At 66.3% G+C, this 17,078-nt stretch carries 15 protein-coding genes and 1 tRNA gene; 8 read left to right on the top strand and 8 right to left on the bottom strand.

Translation table 11 applies throughout. The features are described from left to right. Window positions 1-106: 106 nt before the first annotated feature. Together R1H25_RS19545 and R1H25_RS19540 are read right to left on the bottom strand one after the other, a co-directional pair. Window positions 107-182 (bottom strand) — tRNA-Ala (locus R1H25_RS19545). A gap of 103 nt (window positions 183-285) precedes the next feature. Next, a complete protein-coding gene (locus tag R1H25_RS19540) occupies window positions 286-684 on the bottom strand; it encodes a heavy metal-responsive transcriptional regulator (protein WP_057501443.1) in 399 nt (132 codons plus the stop codon). Window positions 685-869: 185 nt separating this feature from the next. On the opposite strand from R1H25_RS19540, the gene R1H25_RS19535 reads away from it, so the two are divergent. From R1H25_RS19535 to R1H25_RS19500, 8 genes are all read left to right on the top strand, one after another. After that, window positions 870-1,937 (top strand): GlxA family transcriptional regulator, encoded by a 1,068-nt coding sequence (locus R1H25_RS19535; protein WP_049449285.1) that lies wholly within the window; start codon window positions 870-872, stop codon window positions 1,935-1,937. 80 nt (window positions 1,938-2,017) lie between these two features. Continuing rightward, window positions 2,018-2,821 (top strand): TlpA disulfide reductase family protein, encoded by an 804-nt coding sequence (locus R1H25_RS19530; protein WP_154349288.1) that lies wholly within the window; start codon window positions 2,018-2,020, stop codon window positions 2,819-2,821. A 30-nt stretch (window positions 2,822-2,851) separates the two neighbouring features. Next, complete coding sequence (gene dsbG / locus R1H25_RS19525; protein ID WP_317224396.1) at window positions 2,852-3,688, top strand: thiol:disulfide interchange protein DsbG; 837 nt, start codon at window positions 2,852-2,854, stop codon at window positions 3,686-3,688. 512 nt (window positions 3,689-4,200) lie between these two features. After that, entirely contained in the window at window positions 4,201-5,634 is a 1,434-nt protein-coding gene (locus R1H25_RS19520; protein WP_317224395.1) for a DcaP family trimeric outer membrane transporter, read from the top strand. A gap of 77 nt (window positions 5,635-5,711) precedes the next feature. Then, on the top strand, window positions 5,712-7,064 hold the full coding sequence (gene adiC, locus R1H25_RS19515; RefSeq protein WP_049449277.1) for an arginine/agmatine antiporter: 1,353 nt from the start codon (window positions 5,712-5,714) through the stop codon (window positions 7,062-7,064). A 20-nt stretch (window positions 7,065-7,084) separates the two neighbouring features. Further along, entirely contained in the window at window positions 7,085-9,373 is a 2,289-nt protein-coding gene (locus R1H25_RS19510) for an Orn/Lys/Arg decarboxylase N-terminal domain-containing protein (protein ID WP_317224394.1), read from the top strand. 29 nt (window positions 9,374-9,402) lie between these two features. Further along, complete coding sequence (locus tag R1H25_RS19505; RefSeq protein WP_317224393.1) at window positions 9,403-10,305, top strand: cation diffusion facilitator family transporter; 903 nt, start codon at window positions 9,403-9,405, stop codon at window positions 10,303-10,305. 185 nt (window positions 10,306-10,490) lie between these two features. After that, a complete protein-coding gene (locus tag R1H25_RS19500; protein ID WP_317224392.1) occupies window positions 10,491-10,925 on the top strand; it encodes a RidA family protein in 435 nt (144 codons plus the stop codon). On the opposite strand, the gene R1H25_RS19495 is transcribed toward R1H25_RS19500, so the two are convergent. The 6 genes from R1H25_RS19495 to R1H25_RS19470 form a co-directional block, all read right to left on the bottom strand. Then, window positions 10,922-11,635 carry an energy transducer TonB gene (locus R1H25_RS19495; RefSeq protein WP_317224391.1) on the bottom strand — a complete coding sequence of 238 codons (714 nt, stop codon included), beginning with the start codon at window positions 11,633-11,635 and terminating at the stop codon, window positions 10,922-10,924. The genes R1H25_RS19500 and R1H25_RS19495 overlap by 4 nt on opposite strands. Continuing rightward, on the bottom strand, window positions 11,628-12,374 hold the full coding sequence (locus R1H25_RS19490; protein WP_317224390.1) for a ChaN family lipoprotein: 747 nt from the start codon (window positions 12,372-12,374) through the stop codon (window positions 11,628-11,630). Before R1H25_RS19490 ends, R1H25_RS19495 begins: the two co-directional genes overlap by 8 nt. A gap of 40 nt (window positions 12,375-12,414) precedes the next feature. Continuing rightward, complete coding sequence (locus R1H25_RS19485) at window positions 12,415-14,886, bottom strand: TonB-dependent receptor domain-containing protein (protein ID WP_317224389.1); 2,472 nt, start codon at window positions 14,884-14,886, stop codon at window positions 12,415-12,417. Window positions 14,887-14,950: 64 nt separating this feature from the next. Further along, window positions 14,951-15,877 (bottom strand): FecR domain-containing protein, encoded by a 927-nt coding sequence (locus R1H25_RS19480; RefSeq protein WP_317224388.1) that lies wholly within the window; start codon window positions 15,875-15,877, stop codon window positions 14,951-14,953. Then, a complete protein-coding gene (locus tag R1H25_RS19475; protein WP_049449262.1) occupies window positions 15,874-16,383 on the bottom strand; it encodes an RNA polymerase sigma factor in 510 nt (169 codons plus the stop codon). The genes R1H25_RS19480 and R1H25_RS19475 overlap by 4 nt, the downstream gene beginning before the upstream one ends. Window positions 16,384-16,514: 131 nt before the next feature. Then, window positions 16,515-17,021 carry a hypothetical protein gene (locus tag R1H25_RS19470; RefSeq protein ID WP_317224397.1) on the bottom strand — a complete coding sequence of 169 codons (507 nt, stop codon included), beginning with the start codon at window positions 17,019-17,021 and terminating at the stop codon, window positions 16,515-16,517. Window positions 17,022-17,078: the final 57 nt, after the last annotated feature.

Here is a 17,078-nt window from a genome sequence, read left to right as displayed (position 1 = left end):
CCCGGTCGCCACCGTGAAAGGGTGATGTCCTAGGCCTCTAGACGATGGGGACGCAATTCTCATCAATGTTCTTTAGCGACCTTTCGACGGCCTAATGCCGAAAGATTGGTGGAGCCAAGCGGGATCGAACCGCTGACCTCCTGCATGCCATGCAGGCGCTCTCCCAGCTGAGCTATGGCCCCACGTCGCTGAGGAGCGAAATAATAGCCTTGCCCCAGGGGGTTGGCAAGCATTTGTTGCACTTTTCTTCACGTGCGCCGCAACGCGGTTATCGGTCGTCCATGCTTATGCATTGTCGTCGGTCAGTGCCGCCAGAATCGGGCACTGGTCCAGCGAGCCATGGCCGGGACAGGCGTCGACCAGCTGTGACAGCGCGGCGTGCATGCGCTGCAGCTCGGCCATCCGTTGCGCGATGTCCTGCAGGCGGGCCTGCGCAGTGTCGCGCACGCTGCCCATGTCCTGCTGATGGCGATCGCTGAGTGCGAGCAGTTCGCCGATTTCCTCCAGGCTGAAGCCCAGCGCCTTGGCACGGCGGATGAAGCGCAGCCGGCGCAGGTCCGGCTCACCGAAGATGCGGTAGCCCCCGGCCGAGCGGGCCGCTGTCGGCAGCAGCTGCTGCCGCTCGTAGTAGCGCACCGTGTCGATCGGCACGCCCGCCTGGCGGGCCAGTTGTCCAATGTTCATCGCGGATTCCTGCGGATGCTGTGGCCATTGTGAAGCCTTGAGTCTGGTCGAGGGTCAAGGCTTTGCGCCGATGTGCGCATTCAGCGCACTTTGCAACTTTCTTCATAGCCCTGCCGCTGGACCAGTTCCTACCCTTCGCCTGAACCGGCCATTCAATGGCCTGCAACGAACCGAGGAGGTGGTCAGTGGATGGAATCAGGAACGAAGGATTCGTCGAGGTCGCGGTGGTCGAGTACCCGGGAGGCGACCCGTCCGCGGCATCGGTGCTGGCGGAAATGGCCCACGTCGCCAATCGCCTCGCCCAGCAGCAGCGCCGACCGTTCAAGCGCGTACTGGTTACGCGCTGGATCGTACCGGCCAGCCAGACCGGCGTGCATCGCATTGCCGGTGCGGAAATGCTCGAAGCCGCCATTCCTGCGGTGATCGCGGTTCCCGGCCAGATCAGTCCCGGAACCTGCCTGCGTGCCGAAGAAGTCCTGCTGGACTGGCTGCGTGCCCACTACGACGGTGGCAGCCTGCTGGCGGCCGCCAGCGATGGGGTGAGTGTACTGGCGCGTGCCGGCCTGCTGGCCGGGCGAACGGTCAGCGGGCCCGATCTGGTGCGGCATCCCGGATTGCAGGCGCAGTCGATGAGCTGGGTACCCAGTGAGCGTGCGCTGGTTGACGATGGCGATCTGCTGACCGTCGGCGGTTTGCAGGCCTGGCGATTCCTGGGCCTGCGGCTGCTGTACCGGCTGCACGGGCAGGGGGTGGCGAGCGCGGTCGCGCAACAGCTGGGCATCACCGTGCCAGCGGGCATCCAGCAGGATCTGGAGCGTTTCAGTGCCAATTTCGCCCATGGCGATCGCGATGTGCTGAAGGCGCAGCGGTGGCTGCATACCACTGCGGCACGAGGCGCCACCCTGGCGGCCATCTGTGAGGTTTCCGGGTTGGAGCCGCGCACGCTGCAGCGACGTTTTCTCCGGGCCACCGGTCTGCGCCCGATCGAGTACTGCCAGCGGCTGCGCATTGCCAAGGCCCAGACCCTGCTGCAACAGGGGGCCGGTATCGACGAAGTTGCCTGGGGCGTGGGCTATGCCGATCAGAGCGCTTTCCGGCGCCTGTTCCTTCGTATCGTGGGCATGACGCCGGCCAACTATCGTCGCCACGTCAGCAGCAAGCGGCGAGAGAGGCCTCTGATGCCCTCGGTCGCAGGCAGTCTGCGCGGGTTGCAGGCACCGTCGGGCGTGCAGTTGGGGCGAAGTGCCGCGTGATGCCTGATATCGGGCGGCGCTTGCAACCTGGGCGCGACGCTTCGACCATGCAGGCAGTGGACGATTGAGCAGGTGGATTGATGTCGAGTGTTGGACCGGTACCCATGCCGGTGGTGTTGATCCTCGTTTGCATGTTGCTGGCGATGGCTGTGGCCCGTCTGTGGCCACGGAGGGAAGACGAAAGACCGCTGCCATCGGCAGCAAGCATGGTGTTGGACATGCTGCTGATCGGCCTGTTGTGTGGCCGCCTCAGTTTTGTCGCCCTGAACATCGCGCTCTATCGCGAAGCTCCCTGGAGCATTCTGCAGATCGCCGACGGTGGCTATCACCTGGTGGTGGTGCTGGTGGCAGGACTGGCATGGGGTTTGTGGCGCTTGCGGCCGTGGCCCACGCTGCGTATGCCGGTGCTGATCAGCGCTCTGATCGGCGTGCTGCTCTGGGCGGGTGGCGGTCAGGTGCTGTCGGCCTGGCAGGAGCGGCAGATGCCATTGCCGGTGTTGCAGGTAACGGACCTTCAAGGCGGCGAGGTCGATCTGCAGCAGTTCCGGGGCAAGCCGCTGGTGCTGAATCTGTGGGCCACATGGTGCGGGCCCTGCCGGCGCGAAATGCCCGTGTTGGCGGTGGCACAGCAGGCACATGCCGATGTGCAGTTCGTGTTCCTCAATCAGGGTGAAACCCTGGATGAGGTCCAGGGTTTCCTCGCCAGCGAACGACTGGCGCTGGGCAACGTGTTGCTGGACGATGACGCTGCCGCTTCAACTGTGCTGGGCGTGCAGGCCTATCCTTCCACGCTCTTCTTCGATGCCGACGGGCGCCTGCGTGAACTGCACCTGGGCGAACTGACTGCGGCCGGTCTTGAACACAAACTGCGCCGGCTGCGGTAGCCTGCCCGGGCATCTCACTACGGAGTTCCCATGTTGTCGACTTCCATGCGCATCGTTCCGGCGGTGCTGTTGCTGCCGGTCATGCTGGCATTGGCCGCCTGCAGCCAGGCCCAGACCCCACCGGGCAAGGCGGCCCCGGCAGCAACTGCTCCGGCTACTGCGACCAAGGGTGACCGTCCTGCCGTGCTGAAGGGTATCGAGAAGCACGGTTTCGAGGTGGTTGCCGAGTTCGATGCGCCGGGTGGCCTGCGTGGCTTTGCGGGCGTGGTGGGTGGCCAGCAACCGGCCGCGGCCTATGTCACGGCCGATGGCAAGCACGTACTGGTGGGCAGCCTGTTTGATGCCGAGGGCAATGACGTCGCGGCCGAAGCCGTGGAGAAACTGGTTGCCGCGCCGATGTCGGCCAAGATGTGGACCAAGCTGGAGGCCAGTGCCTGGGTGCGTGACGGCAAGGCCGATGCGCCGCGCGTGGTCTATACCTTCAGTGATGCCAACTGTCCGTACTGTCACAAGTTCTGGGAAGCCGCAAGGCCGTGGGTCGATGCCGGCAAGGTGCAGCTGCGTCACATCATGGTCGGCGTCATCCGCGAGGACAGCCCGGCCAAGGCGGCGGCCATCCTCGCTGCACGTGACCCGAGCGCGGCGCTGCTGCAGAACGAGCACGATTTTGATCGCGGTGGCATCAAGGCGCTGCCGAACATCAGTCGTGAGATCGCTGGCAAGCTCGACGCCAACCAGGTGTTGATGATCGAGATGGGCTTCCAGGGCACGCCGGGCATCCTGTTCCAGGACGCACAGGGCCAGGTGCAGCGTCGAGCCGGCCTGCCGCAGGGCGCTGACCTGCAGACGGTGCTGGGCCCACGCTGAGTTGCGCCTTTCATCGTGAATGACCCACGGGCCCGCATGGCAGCATGCGGGCCTGTTGCTTTCCGTGATCAGGAACGATGTGCGGCCTGCGCATCATCTGTTCGTCGTCACGTCTGAATAGTGACTGACATCAAGCCTCGCGCCTTGATTCCAATCAAGGCCAAAAACGACAGGTGAGCTAGCCTTTGACGCATGGATTACAGCGTCAACGCGCGATGGATGTCGCGCTCGCCAAGCCCTGATCGGGGCCGGTCGGCTCAGCCATTCACGACACTCTCACCCTGCGCTTGTTACCCAGACCGCTGCGGTCGCCACCTCTCTGGCAGCGCGGCCTTGATGGCGTCGACATCGGTACAGGCAGGGCAGTGTCACGGTCCTGTTGTCTGTCATGCGCAGGCTGACCGGTGTCGTCGACGCAGTATCCGCATTTCCAGCAACAGCGGCGCGAAGCCGGGGTGGCACAGGCGTGCGTCCCGTCAGCGCGAATCAAGTGTTCGTCCAGGGAGGATGCAATGCGCGTGGCGGTACTGAGTCTGGCCTGCTTGACCGCACTGGCGATCACGCCGGCGTATGCACAGACAGTCGACAAGGAGGACGCACAGGCGCTGCGTCGTGAGATTGCGGCCATGCGGCAGGCGCTGGAGGGCATGCAGCAGCGGTTGGATCGCCTCGAGCAGCGCGATGGAACTGTTGGGCCCGCCACTGCGCAGGCGCCCGCACCCGTGGTCGCGCCCGCCAGCACTACCCATCTGCTGCATCCCACCCAGGTGCCGGGCGTGGCACAACCGGTACTGCCGCAACGCGAATCGGTGGCCGATCCGTCCACCGCCGCATCGCGACCGGACAGCGCGGCTGGTCCGACCGATCCTGACCTGAAGGGCTTCTTCGCCATTCCCGGTACCGACACGGTGATCCGCATCGGCGGCTACGCCAAGCTGGATGCCATTGCCGATTCGCGTGCAGCGGGTGACGAGGATCAGTTCATTCCCTCGTCGATGCCGGTGGGTGGCAGCCATCGCGATGTTTCCAACTTCAACATCCATGCCAAGCAGACCCGCTTCAGCTTCGAGGCGCGGCGCCCGACCACGCACGGCAACCTGCGCTTCTACCTCGAGAACGACTTCTTCGGCAGCAGTGACGGCTACGAATTCCGCCTGCGCCATGCCTATGGCCAGCTGGGCAATACCTACGCCGGTTACGGCTACTCCAGCTTCATGGATGCGGACAGCCTGCCCGACACTTTGGATTTCGCAGGGCCTGGCGGTGCTGGTTACCTGCTGGTGGCAGGCATTCACCACAGCTTTGCGATGGGCAAGGGCAACACCCTGACCGTCGCCGCCGAAGATCCGAAGACCGAACTGGCGGGTGCCAGCGATGAGCGGGCCGCGGTGAACCGGCTTCCTGATGTGACGGTGACGGCGCGTATGGAGCGCGAATGGGGCCACCTGCAGCTGGGTGCGGTGGCACGCAGCCTGGCCTATGACGGCGACGGCGAGCGTGACCGGCGCATGGCCGGCGGCCTGCAGCTCAGTGGTTCGGCATCGGCGGGCGAGCGCGACCTGGTGCTGTTTGGCGTGCTCGGCGGGCGCGGCCTCAGCCGCTATACCGCCGACCTGACCGGCTCCGGGCTGGACGCGGTGGTCGGTGCCGATGGCCGCCTCGACGCGCTCGACCTGCACGGGGGCTTCGTCGGCTACACGCATTACTGGTCCGAGCTGTGGCGTTCGAACCTGATCTTCGGCCAGCTGACCCTGGAGCGGAATGCCGCGCTGGCGGCCGAGGCGTTCCGGCAGAGCCGCTACGGCGTGTTCAACCTGATCTGGAGCCCGGCGCCCTCGTGGACGATGGGCATGGAGCTGCTGTACGGCCGCCTGGAACAGCAGGGCGGCGCGCGCGGCGACACGGTCCGGGTGCAGGGGAGCCTGCAATACAACTTCATCAAATAGACGCCAGCGGTCGTACGCCAGCGTAACCCGTCCCCACGCCCGGCTGCACCGGGCACATGCCTGTACAGGAGATTGTCATGGCAGAAGCAAAGAAAATCGGGGTGGTCGGAGCCACCTTCCTCGTCGCCGGCAACATGATGGGCTCAGGCGTGTTCCTGTTGCCATCCAGCCTGGCCAAGATCGGTACCGCCTCGATCTGGGGCTGGCTGATCACCACCGCCGGTGCGCTGTTGCTGGCCTTCGTGTTCGCCAAGCTGGGCAAGCTGGCGCCCAAGGCAGGCGGTCCCTATGCCTACGCGCGTGACTGGTTCGGGCCGTATATGGGCTTCCAGACCAATACCATCTACTGGTTCGCCAACTGGATCGGCAACGTCGCCATCCCGATCGCGGCGGTCGGCTATTTCAGCTACTTCTTCCCGATCCTGTCCGAGCCGCTGGTGCGCTGCATCGCGGTGCTGATCCTGGTGTGGGCGCTGAGCTTCGCCAACATGATCGGCCCGGCCTTCGTCAGCCGCGTGCAGACGGTCACCACCAGCTTTGCGCTGGTGCCGATCCTTGGCATCGCCATCTTCGGCTGGTTCTTCTTCGATGCCGACATCTTCAAGGGTGCCTACAACGTGTCCGGTGAGTCGAACTTCGGTGCGATCTCCAGTGCTGCAGCCCTCACCCTGTGGGCTTTCATTGGTGTCGAGTCGGCTTCGGTGACTGCTGGCGTGGTCGAGAACCCGGAAAAGAACGTGGCCCGCGCCACCCTGGCCGGTGTGTTCCTGGCCGCCGTCGCGTACATCGCCAGTTCCTCGGTGATCATGGGCATGGTGCCGAACTCGGAGCTGCAGGTGTCCGATGCGCCGTTCGCGCTGGCCGCGGCCAAGGCCGTGGGTGGCTGGGGCGGTGCGCTGGTCAGTCTGTGTGCCTTCATCGGTGCTGCCGGTTCGCTGGGCGGCTGGATCCTGCTGACCGCACAGAGTGCCAAGGCGGCCTCCGATGACGGCCTGTTCCCGAGCATCTTCAGCAAGACCAACAAGGACGACGTGCCGGTCAAGGGCGTGCTGATCGTTGCGGTGCTGATGACCCTGGCGGTGCTGGTCACTTCCACGTCGGAAACCGCGTCGGCACAGTTCGACGTGATCACGTCGGCTGCCGTGGTGCTGACCCTGCTGCCTTACATCTACTCGTGCGTGGCCTGCTACTTCGTGGTCGAGCGCTCGCACACCCTGGTCCACACCGGTGCGTTCTGGACCCTGACCAGCCTGACCGTCGTGTACTGCCTGTGGGCGATCTACGGCTCGTCGGGAACCATCGTGCAGTACGCCTTCCTGTTCGTGCTGTTCATCACCGTGTTCTATCCCTTCTTCAGCGAGGAGCGCCGCCAGCAGCGGCAGCGCGCCCGCGAGGCATCGGCGATCAGCGCCGGCGCCCAGCGTTCCTGAGTTCGACAAGGAGAATCAACGTGTACTTCAAGTCCCTGGACTATCCGGTCATTGTCATCGACAACGACTACGAGTCGCCGCGCATCGGCGGCATCCTGATCCGCGCCCTGGTGGAAGAGCTGCGCAGCAACGACCAGCGCGTGCTGTGCGGCCTGAATCTGGACGATGCCCGCGCCGGCGCCCGCACCTACGTGGCGGCCTCGGCGGTGCTGATCTCGATCGATGGCAGCGAAGAGGTGGATGGCGAGTTCCAGCGCCTGACCGCCTTCCTGCGCGAGCAGAGCGCGCGCCGCGCCAACCTGCCGGTGTTCCTGTACGGCGAGCGCCGCACCATCGAAAAGGTGCCGAGCAAGCTGCTCAAGTACATCCACGGCTTCATCTTCCTGTTCGAAGACACCAAGAGCTTCATCTCGCGGCAGGTGATGCGTGCGGCCGAAGACTACATGCAGAACCTGCTGCCGCCGTTCTTCAAGGCGCTGATCCACCACGCGGCCGAGTCGAACTATTCCTGGCATACGCCTGGCCATGCCGGTGGCGTGGCCTTCACCAAGTCACCGGTCGGGCGCGCCTTCCACCAGTTCTATGGTGAGAATACGTTGCGCAGCGATCTGTCGATTTCGGTGCCGGAGCTGGGCTCGCTGCTGGACCACACCGGCCCGATCAAGGAGGCCGAGGACGAGGCCGCGCGCAACTTCGGCGCCGACCACACCTTCTTCGTCACCAACGGTACGTCAACGGCCAACAAGATCGTGTGGCATGGCACCGTGGCCCGCGGCGACGTGGTGTTCGTCGACCGTAACTGCCACAAGTCGCTGCTGCATTCGCTGATCATGACCGGCGCGGTGCCGGTGTACTTCACGCCCAGCCGCAATGCGCACGGCATCATCGGCCCGATCAGCCTGGACCAGTTCACCCCCGAAGCCCTGCAGCAGAGCATCGCAGCCAATCCGCTGGCCAGCCAGGCTTACCAGGCCGGTTCCAAGCCGCGTATCGCGGTGGTGACCAACTCGACCTACGACGGCCTGTGCTACAACGCCGAGAAAATCGCCGAGGAGATCGGCAGCGCGGTCGACTTCCTGCATTTCGATGAGGCCTGGTACGCCTATGCCGCGTTCCATCCGTTCTACGAGAACCACTACGGCATGGCCAAGGGCAAGCCGCGCGAGCAGGACGCGATCATCTTCACCACTCATTCCACGCACAAGCTGCTGGCGGCGTTCTCGCAGGCGTCGATGATCCACGTGCGCAACTCGGCACAGCGCAACCTGGACGCGGAGCGTTTCAATGAGTCGTTCATGATGCATACCTCGACCAGCCCGCATTACGGGGTGATCGCGGCCTGTGACGTGGCCTCGAAGATGATGGAAGGCGACGCCGGCCGCTCGCTGGTGCAGGAAATGCACGACGAAGCCATCGCCTTCCGCCGCGCGATGCTGCACGTCCGCGATGACCTGGGGCGCGACGACTGGTGGTTCAGCGTATGGCAGCCGACCAAGCTCGAGCGCAGCCTGGACAAGGGCGATACGCCGGCGCCGCTGGTGGCCAAGCGCGAAGAATGGTACCTGCAGCCGGACGCCCACTGGCATGGCTTCGAGAACCTGGTCGACGACTATGTGCTGATCGACCCGATCAAGGTGACCCTGCTGACCCCGGGTCTGGCGATGGACGGCAGCATGGGCAAGCTGGGCATCCCGGCAGCGGTGCTGAGCAAGTTCCTGTGGGGCCGCGGCATCACCGTGGAGAAGACCAACCTGTACTCGGTGCTGTTCCTGTTCTCGATGGGCATCACCAAGGGCAAGTGGAGCACCCTGGTCACCGAACTGATGGCGTTCAAGGAGTTGTACGACCGCAATGCGCCGCTGAGCCAGGCACTGCCGACGCTGGCCGCCGATTATCCGAATGCCTACGCCGGCTGGGGCCTGCGTGACCTGTGCGACGCGCTGCATGCGTTCAACCAGGAATTCGCGGTGGCCAAGGTGATGCGCGAGATGTACGTGGATCTGCCGACGCCGGTGATGACCCCGGCCGATGCTTACAACCACCTGGTGAAGGGCGAGATCGAGCGGGTCGACATCGAGCAGATCAGCGGCCGCATCGCCGCGACCATGCTGGTGCCGTACCCGCCGGGTATTCCGACCATCATGCCCGGCGAACGTTTCGGCGACAGCGACGAGCCGATCATCCAGTCGCTGCGTATCGCCCGCGAGCAGAACGCCCGTTTCCCGGGGTTCGAGTCGGACGTGCACGGGCTCATCATCGAGCAGGAGGGTGATGCGGTGTCGTACAAGGTGGAGGTGCTGAAGGCCTGACCGGCGACGGTCGGCTCCTTCGGAGAGCGATGGATACCGCGCGCGAGCAACGCATCCTGAAGTTCTCGATCGGGGTCACCCTGGCGGTGAGCGCGGTCGGCTTCGGCGGTGGCCTGCTGGTGGGATCGCAGGCCATCCTGTTCGACGGCGTGTACAGCCTGGTCGACGTCGCCCTGACCCTGGTGTCGTTGTCGGTGCTGCGGCTGGTGGCGCGGGAACAAAGCCCGCGCTTCCAGTACGGCTACTGGCACCTGGAGCCGATGGTCGAGGCACTCGGTGGGGTGATCCTGTCGCTGGCCTGCGTGTATGCGCTGGCCAACGCGGTGATTGGTTTGACCACGGGCGGGCACGAAGTGAAATTCGGGCCCGCGCTGTGGTGGGCGGCACTGCTGAGTGCCAGCAACCTGGCGATGGCGGCATTCGTCGCGCAGCGCGCGCGTCGCCTGCGCTCGGCGCTGTTGTGGCTGGATGTGCGCGGCTGGCTGCTGGGTGGCCTGATGAGCCTGGCGGTCGTGCTGGCCTTTGTGCTTGCGCTGGCCCTGCATGGTGGCGACTGGCACCACTGGGTGCCGTACCTGGACTCGATCGTACTGGCGTTGATCAGCCTGGCGGTGCTGCCGGTCCCGGCGCGCAGCGCGTGGAAGGCCATGCGCGAAGTACTGCAGGTGGCGCCGGATGACCTGGACCGGCGCGTGCAGCAGGTGATGCAGGCGTTCGTCGCCGAGCGGGGCTATGCCGGCTTCACCAGCCATGTGGCGAAGATGGGGCGGATGCGCTTCATCGAGATCCACGTGCTGGCCGACCCGGCCATGCCGTTGGGTTCAGTGGGCGAAGTCGATGCGATGCGTGACGAGATCGCGGTGCGGCTGGATGCGCGCGGCAGTACCTTCTGGTTGACCATCGATTTCACCGCAGACCCGGCGTGGACGTGAGCCGGGAACGGTAGAGCCGAGCCCATTCTCGGCTGCCATTCGCGCTGAGCAGCCGAGCGTGGGCTCGGCTCTACACGTGGGCACGATCGTTGCGCATGGCGGACCGGACTGTTGCAGCGGATCGGTTTGACCTCAACTCTGGTTGAGGTCGCAGACTGCTTCGCATCCCCCACGAGACATGCGGCATGAACCTGCTGACCACCTCGGACCTCAGTCATGGCCTGCTGGAGCTGTTCAATCCTCCCGGCCTCTACGACCCTTCCGCCAACGGGTACTCACACGTCGCCGTGGTGCGGTTGCCGGCGCGGGTGATCCATATCGCCGGGCAGGGCGGTGAAGATGCCCAGGGCCGTCTCTCACCCAGCTTCGAAGAACAGGTCGGGCAGGCACTGGACAACCTGCAGACCGCGCTGCACTCGGCGCAGGCAAGCCTGGCCGACGTGGTACGGCTGCGTATCCTGGTGGTCGATCACGACGAGGACCGGCTGGGCATCATCGCCCATCAGGTGCGGCGGCGCTGGCCTGACCGCGCGGCGCCCACCTGCACGCTGATCCCGGTGCCGCGGCTGGCGCTGGACGGCATGTTGTTCGAGATCGAGGCGGAGGCCTATGCCGCCTAGCGCAGGTAGTACTCCACTGGCACCACCAGTTCCTGTGGTGCCTTCAGTTCATCCGGAATGCGCGGCAGCGGCTGCGCGCGACGGAAGGTCTGCAGCGCTGCGTCATCCAGCATCGGCTGGCCACTGGACTGCTCCAGTCGCAGCGCCAGCAGGCGGCCGTCGCGGTCGATGCTGGCCCTGACCCAGGCGGTGCCTTGTTGCCGGCGCGAGCGCGCGGCGGCGGGGTAATAGCGATAGCGCTCCAGCCGCGCCATCAGGCGGGCTTCCCACTGGTCGCTGGCGGCGCCGGCCTGGAAGTCTGCCGGTGGCGCGTCTGGAGCGGGCGGCGCGGCCGTGATCGTTGCCGGTGCGGGACTGGCATCGGTCGCGGCCGCAGGCGGGGCGACCGGCAGCGGCTTTCGACCCGTCCCGCTTGTTTCGCTGGCGGCCAACTCGCCCTCGTGCGCAGCGGTGGGTTTTGGCGGCGGGGGCGACTTTGTCGGTTGCGACGCACGCACGTGCTGTGCCTGGCTGGGGGTATCGGCCTGGCGCTCCTCCACGGGCTGCGGGGGCGTGGCCGGTGCCAGCAGGCGCAGGCTGATGCGCACGTCCTGTTCCGGTGGCGGGAGCATGGGCGGCGTCGCGACCCAACGCAACAGCAGCAGCAAGGGCAGCAGATGCAGGCCGATGGTGATGGCAATCGCCTGCCAGTGTTGGCCGCGTTCACTCATCGGCCAGCACCCACAGCAGGTCGGCATCAATCGCATCGACGGTTTCACCCGGCGAGGCCAGTGCGATCACCAGTGCAGGCGTACCCGGTGACAGGTAGCCCGGTACCCCGGTACCCCGCAGGACATGCCAGCGACCCGCGAGCAGCAGCGCCGGCGCGGGCGCATCGAACAGCACCTTCGCCATGCGCGTGTCGCGGGCCTGCTGCACGGCCAGCATCCCATCCAGCATCCGTGCCGCGTCTGCATGCTGGGCCAGCACCACCGCCGACAGGCGCTGGCGGGCATCGGCCACCGGGAACTCCACGTCCTCAGTGGAGGCGAGCAGCAGGTTGACCTCGGCACGCGACAGGTTGCCGCCGAACAACGGCGTGCCTGCATCGGCAGCATCCTTGACCAGCCCGCCATACGCGGCCCACGGCCAGCGCGCATCCCAGTCCAGCAGCTCCTGCAGGCGTGCATCTTCGGCCCGGTTGCCCTTCGCCAGCCAGCGCTGCACCCGCTGCAGGCGTGGCTGGCGCTCGCTGGCGATCATTTCCAGCACCAGTGAACCCTGCGGACGCCGCCGCTGCAGGGCCTGCAGCAGCCAGCGCTGGGCGGCATGGTCTCCGGCGAGGTCATGGCGTTCACCCAGCAGCAGCCGCTGGGCGTCCGCCGCACGCGTCACGAATGCGGCTTCGTCCAGGCGCTGGCCGTTGGCCAGGTCGATCACCGTGCCAGGCATCGGCTGCGCGCTGGCCATTGCGGCCAGCGCGAGCAGGCACAGCGGCAGCCAGGGGCGGCTAGAACGCCACGTTGACGCCCATCGAGACGGTACGGCCACGGCCGTTGCCGCGGTCCAGGATCGGGCTGAAGATGCTGTCGATCGAGGCATTGTTGTCATAGGCTTTGTTCTGCAGGTTTTCGATGTTCAGCCACAGCGTGGTGTTGGCCTGGGGCTTGAAGCTGGCGTAGAAGTCAAGCAGCACGCCGGTGCCGCCGGTCTTGCGGGTCTGGAAGAAGTCGTAGCCTTCCTCGGTCGGCCCCGAGTACTCGGCGCGGAGGCCGGCCTGCACGCGCTGCTGCCACCAGCGGCCGCCCACGTCCAGCGTCCAGTAGCGGTCGGGCAGGGCGGTGATGTCTTCCAGGTTGACGAATTCGATGGCGGGCGCAGTGGTACGCGAGCGGGTCCAGCTCAGCGTGGCGTGGTAGCGCTCGCTGGCGTAGTGCGCTTCCAGCTCGAGTCCGCGCATGCGCACCACGCCCGGGTGGTTCATCCAGCGCGTGGTGGTGCTGAAGTGCTCCACGTCCAGCGCATCGGTCCAGGCGGTGAGCTGCGGATCGCTGTCGATCGGTACCACCAAAGGCTCCACCTCCGGGGGGTGCACGATCAGCAGGTACTGCGGCTTGATGTAGTCGCGGATGCGGTTGTCGAAGCGGGTGACGCGCAGCTGCGCCAGGTCACCGTCGGTCAGCAGCGAGGAGGTGCTGAGGTTGGCGCCGAACTGCAGGTTGCGCGAGCGCTCGCGGCGCAGGAACGGATTGGCGCCAACGCCATCGGCATCGCTCATGCCTTCCAGTGGGATCTTTTCGAAGAACATCTCCTGCACACGCGGTGGGCGGGAGGTGCGCGAGACGTCGGCGAACAGCTGCAGCCAGCCAGTAGCCTGCCACGATACCGCCAGGCTGGGGCTGAGTGCGCGCTGTGTGCGGCGCAGGTCGATGCCGCCGCCGTTGATCTCGGCGCACTGGCCGGGGACATCCGAGCACACCGGAACGTGGCCACGGATGCCATAACGATCCTGGCGCAGGCCTGCAGTCAACGCGTAGACGTCGTACTGAAGTTCCAGCGTGCTGAACACGCTGTCCAGCTGGCTGCGTCCCTGCGGGTTGGCACCGCGCAGGACGGGGGTGTCGGCCACATAGATGTCCGACTGGTGCTTGATGCCGGTGTTCCAGCGCGCCTGCAGTGCCCCGATGTCGAAGCGGCTGGTGTTGTCCACGGTCCAGCTGCTCAGGCTGCTGTGGGTGCGGCGACCGATGTAGCTGGAATCCTCCACTGGCGGATAGAACAGCCGGGTCTTGTTGCTGGCGAACGTCGCATGCAGGTCGATCCACGGCGAGTAGGGCGTGTAGTGGTAACTGGCGCGCTGGTTGCGCGCGGAAATCTGCCACGGGTAGTTGTGGTAGAAGTCGTTTTCGTAATGCATGTGGCTCAGGTCCAGCCGATGCTGGTCACTGGGCTGCAGGCGTGCTTTCAACAGCCAGCTGCTGGGTTGCTGGCTGCCCGGGTCGGCGGTGTTCTTCTGCCCACGTGCGGTGGCGTACTCGCTGCTACGGCTGCTGCTGGCAGCGGCCAGCAGGCCGAACTGGCGGTCGCCCCCCTCTTCGCTGTGGCGCCAGGCACCGGCGAAGGTGCGGCCACTTCCGTAGCCGTTGTTGCCGTGGCGATAGCCTGCACGCAGGTCCCAGTCACGGCCCTCACCGAGCAGATCGTCGATATCCAGCGTGCGGAAGTTGGCACTGCCGGCCAGCGTGCCGGCGCCATCACCGCCGGCGACTGCACCGCGCTGCACGTCCACACCGGCCAGCAGGAACGGGTCGACATAGGCGAACGGGCCGCCTGAGCCATGCCCGGCATTGTTACGGAAGGTCTGGGTGACACCATCGATCATGGTGTTGACCCGGCCGGCACCGGTCATGCCGCGGATGTTGACCTGCAGGCCCGGCTGGCTGCGCGAATGGAAGCTGTGGGTGCCGGGCATCGAGCGCAGCAGGCTGTTGCCTTCCTGGCGTTCGGCCATCGCCACGCGCTCACTGCCGACCGAGGGCGCAAAGCCATCGCGGGTGGCCGGTACATATTGGCTGGCGCCGGCACCCGGTGCCTGGCCGTGCGCGGTAGTGCCCTGTACCCGCAGCGGACCGGTGCGGCGGCTGCCATCGGCGCGTTCGGCCGGCGCCGGTTCCAGGGCGGCACGACGCGCATCCACGAAGCGCGGGCGCAGACCGCTGCCCGCCAGCAGGCGCGTCAGGGCCTGCGCATCGTCGAAGTCACCGCGCAGAGCCGGCGCCGAATGACCGGCAGGCAGCGCCGCGCTGATCACCAGATCGACACCGGTCAGCCGGCTGTAGGCGTCCAGCGCGGCGGCCAGTGGCTGGGCGGGCAGATCGTAGCTTCGAGTGGCGGCCTGTGCGTGGGCGCTGTTTGGCAGCAGTGGGATGGTGCTGGCGCAGGCCAGCGACAGGGCGAGGACAAGAGGGCGGGGACACAGCATCGGGGGCTCCAGGGGCTGACGCAGAGCGTCGTCATCCTGGGTAGACGCGGTGGTGGGCCCAATGTCAGGGTGCATCGCGCTGCTCCTCGCGCGGCGGCAACCACACCTGCATGCCCGCGCCGATGCGCAGCACACGCACATGCAGCTGCGCGGCGAGCTGGTCGCGGTTGCTGGCGGCACCATCTGCATTGCCCAGTAGGGTGACCGGCCGTTGGCGAAGCCGTGCACCGACGATCCAGGTATGTCCGCCATGCCAACGGTCCAGCCCCTGGGTGACGTCGGCAAGCGGCGCCGAAACCCAATGCAGGCGCCGTTCGCGCCAGGCCAGGGTGCTGTCGTCTGCCGGATGTGCTGCAGCAGTCGCTTGTCCGTTGAAGCGTATCTGCTGCCCCTCACTGGCCTGCACGCTGGCGGTACCGCTTTCTACACGGACGCTGTGCTCGGTGACCGTGACCACGCTGTTGTCGCCCTGCACGGCCAGATCAAACGCGGTTCCCAGCGCAGTGACCGTGCCCTGTGGGGTGTGTACCTGGAATGGCCGGTCGGCATCGGCGGCGACCTTGAACCAGGCTTGCCCCCGCTGCAGCTGCAACTGGCGGCGCTGTGCATCGACGCGCACATGCACTTCGCTGCCCGGTGACAGCAGGACGTGCGAACCGTCTGGCAGGGCTTCGTCACGGATCTCGCCTGCGGCAGTGCGCAGTACCTGCGCGGCGGGTGGCGCGGCGGTGCGGCTGTACAGGCCGAGCGCGCACAGCAGCAGTACCGCAATGCCGGCCTCGCCCAGGCGCCGCCGCTGCCGCCGTTGCTGTTGCCGATGCAGACTGGGCAAGGTTGCACCGGCCTGCCACAGCTGCTGCAGATGCTGGTACTGCGCAACATGGCGCGGATCGGCCTGGCACCACTGGTCGAACGCGTTCTCGTCGCGGACGCCATCGTGTCCATCCAGCCACCAGCGTGCGGCTTCGCGCGCGATCGCGTCCTGGCTCATGCGCCGGGCACCTGCTGCAGGGCGACGAGGGCGCGCAGCAGATGGCCGTGCGCGGTCTGTCGGCTGATGCCGAGCTGGCGCCCGATCTCGGCCAGGGCCATCTGTTCCACACGTGCCAGCAGGAACACCTGGCGCGAGCGCGGTGGCAGCGCGGCGATGATCGCATCGAGATGGCGCAGCTGTTCGGCGTCGAGCAGGCGCTGCTCCGGTAGCGGTGCAGGATCGATGAGGGCGTGCAGCTGCGCCTCATCCAGCGCTTCCTCACGACGGCGCTGACGTTGCCGGAAGTGATCCGCGATCAGGTTGTGGGCAACGCGGTACAGGTACGCGCGGCCATTGCTCAGCAGGCCGCTGGTGGCGACTTTGACGACACGCAGCCAGGTTTCCTGGACGACGTCATCGGCGTCGCTGTGTTGCGGGAGTTTACGGCGGACATGGGCGTGCAGCGGCCGGTAATGGGCCGCGCACAGCTGCGCGACATCCGTCGGTTCGACAGGCGTGGACACGGGGCGGGCGACAACTGGGAAAGGGAACAGCCCGCGGCGGCAAGGGCAGCGGCTGCACCTTACAGCAAAAGAGAATCATTTGCATCTTTGATGTGGTGCGCAGTGCGCAGTGCGCAGGGGCCACCGCCGCGTCAGCACGGACGATAGTCGCAGTGGATCTGCAGGGCTTCGGTGGCGTTGTGATGCAGCTCGAAGCCGCACTGCTGCAGGCTGCGCTTCACCTGCGCGACGGCTTCGGAATGACGGGCAACGCGACGATCCTGCCAGGGCAGTGGGGTGAACACACCCAGGGGCAGCAGCCGCAGCCGCTTGCCGTGCAGTACCAGTGAGACATCGACATGACGGCCATCGATGTCGTGGCCGTTGGCACCGAAGATGGCATCGATCTCATCGCGGCGTTGCGGGTAGCAGGTGCGGAATGCTGCGATGCCGAGCCGTCGTACCGCGCGGCGGAAGCCACCGAGACGGCTGTGGCGGGGTTCGAAGCCACGGGTGAGCAGCAGGCGCAGCGCGGCAGGCAGCATCGCCTGCGCGTCGAGCAGGCGTTGCAGTACCTCTTCTTCCAGTTGGATGCGGGTGGAGGGCCAGCGCGGGGCGATGAGCAGTCCGTGGTGGTTGCCGCGTTGCAGGGTCAGCATGCGTGGAGCTTCGCACGCGGGCGAGCAGCCGCGGTAGTGCCGGCCGCTGGCCGGCAG

The organism is Stenotrophomonas veracruzanensis (assembly GCF_032911525.1).
In the GTDB taxonomy this organism is placed as follows: domain Bacteria; phylum Pseudomonadota; class Gammaproteobacteria; order Xanthomonadales; family Xanthomonadaceae; genus Stenotrophomonas; species Stenotrophomonas africana.
This window is presented reverse-complemented; position numbering and strand designations above follow the sequence as displayed.

Bases quoted from the DNA above. Each gene is read 5' to 3' on its own strand.
- adiC (WP_049449277.1), top strand. From the start codon at position 5,712: ATGGCAGAAGCAAAGAAAATCGGGGTGGTCGGAGCCACCTTCCTCGTC.
- dsbG (WP_317224396.1), top strand. From the start codon at position 2,852: ATGTTGTCGACTTCCATGCGCATCGTTCCGGCGGTGCTGTTGCTGCCG.
- R1H25_RS19485 (WP_317224389.1), bottom strand. From the start codon at position 14,886: ATGCTGTGTCCCCGCCCTCTTGTCCTCGCCCTGTCGCTGGCCTGCGCC.
- R1H25_RS19490 (WP_317224390.1), bottom strand. From the start codon at position 12,374: ATGGCCAGCGCGCAGCCGATGCCTGGCACGGTGATCGACCTGGCCAAC.
- R1H25_RS19520 (WP_317224395.1), top strand. From the start codon at position 4,201: ATGCGCGTGGCGGTACTGAGTCTGGCCTGCTTGACCGCACTGGCGATC.
- R1H25_RS19530 (WP_154349288.1), top strand. From the start codon at position 2,018: ATGTCGAGTGTTGGACCGGTACCCATGCCGGTGGTGTTGATCCTCGTT.
- R1H25_RS19505 (WP_317224393.1), top strand. From the start codon at position 9,403: ATGGATACCGCGCGCGAGCAACGCATCCTGAAGTTCTCGATCGGGGTC.
- R1H25_RS19540 (WP_057501443.1), bottom strand. From the start codon at position 684: ATGAACATTGGACAACTGGCCCGCCAGGCGGGCGTGCCGATCGACACG.
- R1H25_RS19470 (WP_317224397.1), bottom strand. From the start codon at position 17,021: ATGCTGACCCTGCAACGCGGCAACCACCACGGACTGCTCATCGCCCCG.
- R1H25_RS19480 (WP_317224388.1), bottom strand. From the start codon at position 15,877: ATGAGCCAGGACGCGATCGCGCGCGAAGCCGCACGCTGGTGGCTGGAT.
- R1H25_RS19495 (WP_317224391.1), bottom strand. From the start codon at position 11,635: ATGAGTGAACGCGGCCAACACTGGCAGGCGATTGCCATCACCATCGGC.
- R1H25_RS19500 (WP_317224392.1), top strand. From the start codon at position 10,491: ATGAACCTGCTGACCACCTCGGACCTCAGTCATGGCCTGCTGGAGCTG.